This window comes from Planotetraspora mira, assembly GCF_016863275.1.
Classification (GTDB): domain Bacteria; phylum Actinomycetota; class Actinomycetes; order Streptosporangiales; family Streptosporangiaceae; genus Planotetraspora; species Planotetraspora mira.
Genome location: NZ_BOOO01000019.1, coordinates 315,442 through 324,944, shown reverse-complemented (window position 1 = coordinate 324,944; position 9,503 = coordinate 315,442). Strand labels below are relative to the sequence as shown.

The window sequence follows — 9,503 nt, the reverse complement described above, 5'->3', positions numbered from 1 at the left end:
GGGCTACAACCGGGCGCTCATGACGCTCATCCACGAGGGGAAGGGCCGGCCGTCCTGGGTCGTCTCGCACGAACTGGACCTGGACGACGCGCCGCGGGGTTACGAGCATTTCGACCGGCGGGATCTCGGCTGGACCAAGGTCGTCCTCCATCCCGGCAAGCTCAGCTGACACGCGGTGCCCGGACCGCCGCCGGGGCCGACGCCGTCACGGCGCCGGTTCCGGCGAAGAGGGCCGGCGACGCGATGAGGCGTCTGTTCGCCGGAAGGAAACCTCAGGAGGTGGTGACGCTCATGCCGGACGCTCGTGCGCTCAAGGACAAGCTGCTCGCGGCCTTCAACGCCCACGATCTGGATCGTGTTCTTCAGTGTCACAGCCGGGACGGGGTCCTGGTCACTCCGAGCGGTGTCGCGGAAGGACATGACCAGATCGCCTCGTTCTACGAGGAGGTCTTCAAAGGGTCCCCGACCTGCGCATGACGGTCTGGCACATGGTGTCCTGCGCCGATCCCGTGGTGACCGAATGGGTGCTCACCGGCACGCACGAAGGGCCTTTCCTGCTGCCCGGCGGGGGTGTGCTGGACGGAACCGGCCGTCCCGTCGCCGTTCGCGGCACCAGCACCTGCTCCGTCGGCAACGACAAGATCATCACTCATCGGATCTACTACGACCAACTGGAGCTGTACAGCCAGCTTGGTGGCGAGATCGTCTTCGACGATCACCCATCGACGGGGGCGTGAGCATCTGCCGGAGTCGACTATCGTTCGGACGATAGGTCTGGCTGTGCGGTGCGTTCATGTGCTGACCCGCCAGGGTTCGTCCGGCGGCGGAGTGCCGGACGCTCCGGCGGGCTATGGTCTGCCATAACCGCTGCGGAGCAAAGGTGACGTTTATGGCCGAGGTCGTTGCCCAGCCACTGTTCTCCGAGGGGACCGCGCCCGGTCCGAAACCGATCTTCGACGGCAGGCGTCCGCTCCCGGCACAGGTGGGGGTCTACGCTTTCGTCGCGGTGCCGCTGCTGGCGGTGCTGGTGGCCGTGCCGGTCGCCTGGGGGTGGGGACTCGGCTGGGTCGACGTCATCCTCGCCGCGTTCTTCTACACGGCGACGTGCCTCGGCGTGACGGTCGGCTTCCACCGCTACTTCACCCATGGCGCCTTCAAGTCCCGCCGCGGCCTCCGGATCGCGCTGGCGGTGGTCGGCAGCATGGCGGTGCAGGGCCCGATCCTGCACTGGGTCGCCGACCACCGACGCCACCACGCCTTCGCCGACAAGGAGGGCGACCCGCACTCACCATGGCTGTTCGGCACCTCCCCGGCAGCGTTGGCGCGTGGCTTCTGGCACGCCCACATGGGCTGGGTACTCGACCGTGACCTGACCAACCAGCAGCGGTTCATCCCCGACCTGCTGACCGACCGGGACATTCGCCTGGTCCACCGGCTGTTCGGTCCGCTGACCGCCGCCACGATGATCCTGCCTGCCGTCCTCGGCGGCCTGCTCACCTGGACGTGGTGGGGGGCGGTGACCGCCTTCTTCTGGGCCGGTCTGGTCCGAGTCGCGTTGCTCCACCACGTCACCTGGTCGGTCAACTCGATCTGCCACATGATCGGCGACCGGCCCTTCACCACGCGCGACAGGTCGGCGAACTTCTGGCCACTGGCGATCCTGAGCATGGGCGAGTCCTGGCACAACCTGCACCACGCCGACCCGACGTCCGCCCGGCACGGTGTACGGCCCGGCCAGATCGACATATCGGCCCGGCTCATCAGGATCTTCGAAAAGCTCGGTCTCGTCCACGACGTGCGGTGGCCGACGCCGGCCCGGCTCGCCCGCCTCGCGCGCGGCGAGCAGGCACGAGACGGATGATCGGATATCGATCTTCAGACCCGCGCCGGAGCCGTGGTCGGCCTCACACCGGGCGGTTGATCAGCGCGACGAGCCGCTTCGGCGCGATCAACCGGTAACTGTCTTCGACCAGCCCGGCGATCTCGTCCCAGTCCTGTTCGACGTCGAGCCGGGCCCCCACCCAGCCCTTGGCTCCCACGTATGCCGGGACGAAGAAGCGCTCGGGATCCGCGGAGACCAGAGCCTCCTGTACACCCGGACCCGCCTTGAACGTCATGGAACCGCCGTCCTCGCCGGTCATCAGGAAAAGCTTGTCGCGTACCCGGAACGACGGCGCCGTGTGCCCTCCGAACGGCTTCTCGACCGCCTCCGGCAAAGACAGACAGATGCGCCGTAGCCGCGCCATGACGTCTTCGTCATCCACCTGGCCACCATCCCTTTCAGTCCGGTCGTGAGTACGACATCACGTTCGTCTCATGGATCTCGATTGCCCGCAGCCCATTGACCGATCAGGACGGGCGGTGGGCTCGCACGATGAGGTCGGCGGTTTCGGCTGCGATGGTGTGGCGATGCCCGGCGGTGAGCGGCTTTGTGCCGTAGGCGCCGGCCATCCGCCCCTCGGTGATCAGCAGGTAGGCGAATTGCCGGGCGGTGCGGGCCGGGTCGGGCACGTCCAGCACGCCTGCGTCGTGGCAGCGGTGCAGGTAACCGGTCAATTCCTCGTCGAGGTAGGGGGCGGCTGTGTCGCCCCAGTGACGGCTCAGTTCGGGGTGGTTGCCGATCTCGGCGATGGTGAGGCGGTGCAGCGCGGCCACCGTCGGTGACAGCGCCACGACGAGGATCTGCTCGCCCATCCGGGTCAGGTCCTTCGCCGGGTCGCCGGTGTCCGGAGGGGCCGCCTTCGATCGGCCCTCGCCCGCCCCGCGGGCGGCGGCCAATGCCGCAAGGAAGAGCGCCTGTTTGTCGCCGAAGTGGCGGTAGACGGTCTGCTTGCCGACGCCGGCAGTGGCCGCGATGTCGTCGACGCTCGCCGCGTACCCCGAGCGCAGGAACGCCGCGGTGGCCGCCTCGAGGATCGCCTGTCGCTTGGCCTGGGAGGGAACGCCGGTCACGAAGGTCATCCTACGCCGTGCCTAGACGAGACCGTCTCGTCTCGCTATTGTCCAACAAGACGAGACGGTCTCGTCTTGTTTTGTAAGGATGTGATCATGGACGCCGACGTTGTCGTGGTCGGGGCGGGCCCGGTGGGCTTGCTGCTCGCCGCCGAACTCGCGCTCGCCGGGGTACGGCCGATCGTGCTGGAGCGCCTCGACTCCCCGGCCGAGCAGCCCAAGGCTCGCGGCATCGGGGTGCTTGCGGCTGAGGCGCTGCGCCGCCGGGGGCTCGGGGCGGACCTCCACCGTGAGCACGAGCGCGGCCTGCGGGCGCTGGCCCGCGACCACGGCACCACCAAGACGCACTTCGCATGGATCCACAAGATCCAGCAGGATGCCGCCGACCCGGGTCGACGTGGCGCGCTGATCGAGCAGCCCGCGCTGGAGCGGCTGCTGCGCGAGCATCTACAGGGCCTCGGCGTTCGGGTGCACCACGGTTGCACGGTTACGGGCCGGCAGGAGGGGCCGGACGAGGTCGACCTCACCGTCGAGACCTCGACCGGCAGCCGTCGGTTCACCGCAGCCTTTGCAGTCGGCTGCGACGGCGGGCACAGCGCCGTTCGCACGCTCGCCGGCTTCGGGTTCCCGGGCACCCCGCCACTGATGACCGTCCGCTACGCCCACGCCGAGATACGCGACCGTGACCTGCTGCCACCACCCGGCAGGCTGGCCGGCGGCACGCTGTTCCACGACGACGGCCTGATCGCCACCTTCGACTTCGCCGACACCGCCCCCGGCCGTTCGGCGCTGCTCTCCGCCGATGAGGTCCGCGACAGCGTCCGCCGCGTCGCGGGGGCCGACGTCGAGTTCGTCTCGTTCCACGGCGGGCTGCGTTTCACCGACCAGGCTCGTCAGGCCGAGACCTACCGGCGCGGGCGCACCCTGCTGGCCGGCGACGCCGCCCATGTGCACTCGCCCAACGGCGGGCAAGGGCTCAACCTCGGGCTCATGGACGCGATGAACCTGGGCTGGAAGCTCGCCGCGACCGTCCGCGGCGAGGCGCCCGACTCATTGCTGGACACCTACACCAGCGAGCGGCACCCGGTCGGCGCCGCCGTCCTGCACAACACGCGGGCGCAGTCGGCGCTGCTGGCGCCGGGCCCGCACGTCGACGCGCTGCGTGACATCATCAGCGACCTTATGGACCTGCCGGAGGTCAACCGCCATCTCAGTCGGCTGCTGTCCGGCGTCGCACACCGTTACCCGCTGCCCCACCCGGCCGGGCACCCGGCAGTCGGCGCGCACTGTCCGCCGTTGACCATCGACGGCATCGTCTCACTGGACCAAGTCGCCGCCGGCGGACGTCCGCTCTTGCTGCACCCTCAGGCGAAGCAGATCGACACCGGTGGCAGGGTCGACGCCGTCCAGATCGACGGGCTGGGCGACGAGCGGCTCGCCGCCGTCCTGCTCCGGCCGGACGGCGTGATCGCCTGGGCCGCCGCACCGGGCGAGGACCTCCAGCCTGCGGCGCTCCGGCAGGCACTCCAGACGTGGTTCCCGGCGACGCACTGAGCGTCGACCACCGTCGGAGCACAGCCGCCGAGCGATCGGCGTGACCGATCGTGTGACAACGCCGGCAGCTGTGGCCAGGGCATATATGGCGGCGTACGAGCGTCATATAGAGGTCCTGTCAGCTTGGGAGGAGCCGTTATGGCAGATCGAATCGGGCCGGCACGGCAGAAGTGCGCCGTCACCGTGCTCGGTGGGCCCACGACGGTGATCGACATCGGCGGCTTGCGGATCATCGCGGACCCCACCTTCGACGACCCGGGGCAGAAGTCGTACCTGACCAAACTCACCGGCCCCGCCGCATGCGAGGCGGACGTAGGCCCGGTGGACGCCGCGCTGGTCAGCCACGACCTCCATCCGGACAACCTCGACGAGGGTGGCCGGGCGTTCGCCCTGGCCGCACCGGTGCTGCTGACCGGGCCCGTGAGCGCCCGGAGGCTTGGCCCGCCCGCCGTCGGGCTCGCTCCCTGGACCACCCATGAACTCCCGCGGGCCGACGGCGGGGGACTCCTGAAGGTCCAGGCCCTGCCTGCCGTACATGGTCCGGAGGACGGCGACCGCGACGAGGACGGTCATGTGAACTGCGAGGTCACCGGGTTTCTGCTGTCGGGCCAGGACCTCCCCACCGTGTACGTCAGCGGTGACAACGCGTCGATGGGAGCGGTCGCCGAGATCGCCCGCCGGGTGGGCGCCGTCGATGTGGCCGTCCTCTTCATCGGTGGGGCACGGGTGCCCGCGAAGGAACGCGGCCGGCCTCTCACGCTCACCAGCGAGCGTGCCGCCGCGGCCGCGGCCGTCCTGGACGCGCCCATCGTCATTCCCGCGCATTACGACGGGTGGGCTCATTTCTCCGAGGGACGCGCCGAGATCGATCGGGCCTTCGACGACGCCGGGCTCACCTCCCGCCTGCGCGGCGCCGATCACGGTGAGTGGACGGCGCTGGCGCCCTGACCTTCGGACCGACGGCGGACGACTGTCAGCAGTCGCCTGGAAGCGGATGTGCCGCAGCCGGTGGGCGCAATGGGACCGCGCGCACGCTCACCAGGACCGGGCCGCACGAAGCAGTCGGTCGCGGACGAGAGTGACATGGCGGCGTTCGGGCGCGCCCGGGCGCTGCGCGAGGAAGCCGGTGTTGATGGGCGGGTCGTCGGGGTCGAGGAGTGCCACGAGTTCGCCGGTGCCTAGTTCACGGGCACAGAGATAGCGGGGGAGCACGGTGACTCCGGCTCCGGCCACGACGGCCGCCAGCACTCCACGCAGGTCGGGGACGACCACGGCGGGCGACCTGGTCAGACGCGCGTGGAAGACGTGGCGCCAATACCGGCGGACGATGGGCAGGTCCTCCGCGTAGGCGACCAGCGGGGCGCCGTTCAGGGGGCCGGCGTCATCGCAGCCGACGGGACCGATCCTGTCGGCCCATACAGGCGCGGCCACCAGCACGAACTCCTCGTCCATGAGCGGCACGGCGATCACGGAGCGCCCGCGTGGGCGGATCGCGGACAGGACCAGGTCGAAACGCCCCGCGCGCAGCCCGTCGAGCAGGTCCTCCGCGAGGCCGGTGGTGACCCGCAGTCGCAGACCCTGCTCGACCAGTGGGGCCAGGGCGGGCAGGACCCGGACGCTCAGCACCTCGGCCGGTCCCCCGAGATGCACCGGCTCGGAGGACACACCGCCCGGGCGGCCTCGTCCGGCCACCACGGCCAGTTCGTCCAGAGGCCCCGCGACCTGCACGGCCAGGTCGTCGGCCACTGACGTGGCGACCACGCCCCGGGGCAGTCGCTCGAACAGCCGGCGATCGAGCTGTGCCTCCAGAGCGCGTATCTGGCTCGTCACCGTCGGCTGGGACAGCCCCAGCAGTGCGCCCGCCGCGGTGAAGGAACCCGCGCGGTGCACGGCGAGGAACGTCCGCAGCAACATCAGGTCCAGCGGCCCACCATCTGCCCCATCGCCCAGGGGAGTGGCCGAGGTATCAGCATGCCTATGGCTCATAGAGCTAACACTATTGGTTTTCCTATGTATGGGCGGCCTACGATCCGTCCTGCCACGTACTCAACCCATCTACCGGAAAGAGCGGAACACATGGCACTGATTCTCATCACCGGCGCCTCGGACGGACTCGGCCGTGCGCTGGCGGAGGACCTCGCCGCCGAGGGGCGGCACCGGTTGCTGCTGCACGGACGAGACGCCCGCCGACTCGCCGAGGTCGCCGAAGCCACCGGAGGCGAAACGTTTACGGCCGATTTCTCGTCCCTCGCCGACGTACGGCGTCTCGCCGCGGAGATCGCCGAATCGCACGACCGGCTGGACGTCCTCGTCAACAACGCCGGCATCGGTTTCCACGTCGAAGGATCCGCCCGGCAGTCGTCGGCCGACGGGCATGAGTTGCGCCTCGCGGTCAACTATCTCGCGCCTGTGCTGCTCACCCGGGAACTGCTTCCCCTGCTCCGTCGAGCCGCACCCGCCCGGATCGTCAACGTCGCCTCGATCGGCCAGCAGCCGATCGAGTTCGACGATCCGCAACTCGAACGCGGATACACCGACGTCGCCGCCTACTGCCGCTCCAAGCTCGCACTCATCTGCCACACCCGCGATCTGGCCGAGGAACTCGACGGGAGCGGCGTCACGGTGAACAGTGTCCATCCCGCGACGTACATGCCGACGGCCATGTCCCGGAGATCCGGCATGGAGATCGTCGACTCCCTGGAGAAGGGGGTGGCGGCCACCCGGCGTCTGGTGGAAGCGCCCGAACTGGCCGAGGTCACCGGCCGCTACTTCGACGGCGAGAAGGAGGCGCGTGCCTCCGAGGAGGCCTATGACCCGGACTACCGTCGGCGTCTCAGCGAACTGACGGGAAAGTTGCTGGCGAACGGCTGACCCTCGGGACAACCCGCCTCGTGTAACCGTGGGTCGACCGCCGCGGGGTCCGAAATCCCGCCGCCCCCCACGCGGTGTCCGCGGGGAGGCTTCAGCGCGGGCAATCGCGTCGGCGGGATTTTGTCGGTCTCCACAGGGACAATCGGCGCATGGAGAAGCCAACGATCGTTTCGGCCGAGGAGTGGGAGCAGGCCCGCGACGAGCTGCTCAAGGCCGAGAAGGAAGTCACCCGGGCTCAGGACGCGCTCGCCGCGCGGCGTCGCCGCCTCCCGATGGTCAAGTTCGCCGACGGGTACGCGTTCGACACGCCCAGCGGCACGAAGAGCCTGCTCGACCTGTTCGAAGGCCGGGGACAGCTGGTCGTCTATCAGTTCATGGACAACGGGCCCGACCACTACTGCCCCGGCTGCACCTGGTTGACGAACAACGTCCCCGTGGGCGGGGTGGCCGGGCTGGCCGAGCGCGGGATCACGTGGGTGACCGTGTCGAACATGCCGCTCGCCCAGATCGAGGCGTACAAGGCGCGGATGGGCTGGACGCTGCCGTTCGTGTCGTCGCACGGCACGTCGTTCGCGGACGACTGCGGCGCAGGCCGCGGCTTCATGCTCAGTGTGTTCCTCCGCGACGGCGAGGACGTCTACCGGACGTACAACACCACCTCGCGCGGGGTGGATCGGCTCGTCTTCGCCAACAGCATCTTCGACCTGACGCCGTACGGCAGGCAGGAGGACTGGGAGGACTCCCCGCCCGGCTGGCCGCAGCGCCCCACGTACGGATGATGGGGGCTGCGGCGTTGAGCCGGTGATCGAGTAGACGGCCGTTCGGTCAGAACCAGCCGCGGCGGCGGGCCATGGCGGCGAGGCCGTCGCGCAACGACTGCTCCACCCCTCCCGGGTGGTCGCCGTACCGGACCGTGAACCGGTTGTAGACGTCGTGGCCGGAGGTCAGGAAGCCGCCCCGCGTGTCGGCCTCGAGGGCCACGTCCATCGAGGACGGCCCGGCGATGAACGTCAGCTCGAGCTGGTTGAAGTGACGGCGCCATTCCGGGCCCGCGTGATATTCGATCTCCTGGTAGAAGGGCATCGACGAGCCGCGCAGCGTGCCCTTCTCCAGGTCGGCGCGGCCGAAGTGGAAGCCCATCCGGTCAAGGGCGGCGAGCAGGTGCCCCTGCTCCGGCAGGGGCTCGACGTACAGCGGGTCGAGGTCGCCCTTGTCGAGGGCCCCGGCGAGTGCGAGTTCGGTGGCCACCCCGAGCCGCATCCCCGGCAGCGGACGCCCGCCGATCGCGCTGAGAGGCGTCTCCCACGGCACGGGGATCGAGAACGGAAGCGCCCGAGCCTCGCCGGACCTGAGCTCGAACGGACCGGAGACGCGGGATCTCAGGAAGGTGTAGGTGGCGTGATGCTCGCTGTCGCCGTGCTCGACCTCCACGACGGCGGTGAAGTCGATGGTGATCTCGTCGACCTTGTGGTCGGCGGAGCCTCCCTTGAAACGGACCTCGCCTTGCAGGAGCCCACCCGGGCGTACCTGCGGTGTGCTCAGCACCGTGTCCACCTCGACACCGGCCCCGAATGCGGTCATCAACGTCCGGAACACCATTCACCCCTCACTTGGCTTCTCGCCGCGATCAACGGACGACGCCACGGTCGGGTTCCGGCATCCTTCAGGTCTCCTGCGTGACCGTGGACGAGGGTCAGACCTGGCGCTCGTCGAAGCGCTGACGGGCCTGGTCGATGTGGTGAACGTGCTGCCGGGTCCATACGCACATGGCGTTGACCGTCGTACGCAGCATGAGTCCGGCGTCGGTGAGGCTGTAGTCGACTCGGGGCGGCACCGTCGGATGCACGAGACGGTTCACCACGCCGTCGCGTTCCAGGATGCGAAGGGTCTGCGCGAGCATCTTGTGACTGACGCCCTCGACGGCGGCGCACAGTTCGGTGAAGCGCATGGTGCCCTCGCCGAGCGTGTTGATGATCAGCAGCGCCCACTTGTTGGCGATGTTGGTGAAGATCTCGGCTGACAGTGCTTCGGTCCGCTTCACCTCGGCGGGCTCCATGCTGTCGCTCATCTGCTTGGTCACCTCGAGGTTCCTCTCTCACCCAAAAGTGCGTTCTTCCGGACTGAAA

The 9,503-nt window shown here is 69.3% G+C and carries 10 protein-coding genes and 1 pseudogene; 6 read left to right on the top strand and 5 right to left on the bottom strand.

The window, feature by feature from the left end; translation table 11 throughout:
- Positions 1-243: 243 nt before the first annotated feature.
- Both Pmi06nite_RS42995 and Pmi06nite_RS19535 read left to right on the top strand, forming a co-directional pair.
- Positions 244-737 (top strand): annotated as a pseudogene (locus Pmi06nite_RS42995) (ester cyclase).
- Between the two features lie 152 nt (positions 738-889).
- Positions 890-1,861 carry an acyl-CoA desaturase gene (locus Pmi06nite_RS19535; protein ID WP_203954472.1) on the top strand — a complete coding sequence of 324 codons (972 nt, stop codon included), beginning with the start codon at positions 890-892 and terminating at the stop codon, positions 1,859-1,861.
- A gap of 43 nt (positions 1,862-1,904) precedes the next feature.
- Here Pmi06nite_RS19535 and Pmi06nite_RS19530 read toward each other — a convergent pair whose 3' ends face one another.
- Together Pmi06nite_RS19530 and Pmi06nite_RS19525 are read right to left on the bottom strand one after the other, a co-directional pair.
- Positions 1,905-2,264, bottom strand: a complete 360-nt coding sequence (locus Pmi06nite_RS19530; RefSeq protein WP_239114030.1) for an MmcQ/YjbR family DNA-binding protein — start codon at positions 2,262-2,264, stop codon at positions 1,905-1,907.
- A gap of 85 nt (positions 2,265-2,349) precedes the next feature.
- Entirely contained in the window at positions 2,350-2,952 is a 603-nt protein-coding gene (locus Pmi06nite_RS19525; RefSeq protein WP_239114029.1) for a TetR/AcrR family transcriptional regulator, read from the bottom strand.
- A gap of 96 nt (positions 2,953-3,048) precedes the next feature.
- On the opposite strand from Pmi06nite_RS19525, the gene Pmi06nite_RS19520 reads away from it, so the two are divergent.
- Positions 3,049-4,506 (top strand): FAD-dependent monooxygenase, encoded by a 1,458-nt coding sequence (locus Pmi06nite_RS19520; RefSeq protein ID WP_203954470.1) that lies wholly within the window; start codon positions 3,049-3,051, stop codon positions 4,504-4,506.
- A gap of 138 nt (positions 4,507-4,644) precedes the next feature.
- Positions 4,645-5,454 carry an MBL fold metallo-hydrolase gene (locus Pmi06nite_RS19515; RefSeq protein WP_203954469.1) on the top strand — a complete coding sequence of 270 codons (810 nt, stop codon included), beginning with the start codon at positions 4,645-4,647 and terminating at the stop codon, positions 5,452-5,454.
- Between the two features lie 87 nt (positions 5,455-5,541).
- Here Pmi06nite_RS19515 and Pmi06nite_RS19510 read toward each other — a convergent pair whose 3' ends face one another.
- Complete coding sequence (locus Pmi06nite_RS19510) at positions 5,542-6,492, bottom strand: LysR family transcriptional regulator (protein WP_203954468.1); 951 nt, start codon at positions 6,490-6,492, stop codon at positions 5,542-5,544.
- Positions 6,493-6,582: 90 nt separating this feature from the next.
- On the opposite strand from Pmi06nite_RS19510, the gene Pmi06nite_RS19505 reads away from it, so the two are divergent.
- Both Pmi06nite_RS19505 and Pmi06nite_RS19500 read left to right on the top strand, forming a co-directional pair.
- Entirely contained in the window at positions 6,583-7,377 is a 795-nt protein-coding gene (locus Pmi06nite_RS19505) for an SDR family NAD(P)-dependent oxidoreductase (RefSeq protein ID WP_203954467.1), read from the top strand.
- Positions 7,378-7,526: 149 nt separating this feature from the next.
- Complete coding sequence (locus Pmi06nite_RS19500; protein WP_203954466.1) at positions 7,527-8,156, top strand: DUF899 domain-containing protein; 630 nt, start codon at positions 7,527-7,529, stop codon at positions 8,154-8,156.
- 46 nt (positions 8,157-8,202) lie between these two features.
- Here Pmi06nite_RS19500 and Pmi06nite_RS19495 read toward each other — a convergent pair whose 3' ends face one another.
- Complete coding sequence (locus Pmi06nite_RS19495) at positions 8,203-8,958, bottom strand: sporulation protein (protein ID WP_239114028.1); 756 nt, start codon at positions 8,956-8,958, stop codon at positions 8,203-8,205.
- A gap of 112 nt (positions 8,959-9,070) precedes the next feature.
- Positions 9,071-9,457, bottom strand: coding sequence for a winged helix-turn-helix transcriptional regulator (locus Pmi06nite_RS19490; RefSeq protein WP_239114027.1), 387 nt, complete (start codon positions 9,455-9,457; stop codon positions 9,071-9,073).
- Positions 9,458-9,503: the final 46 nt, after the last annotated feature.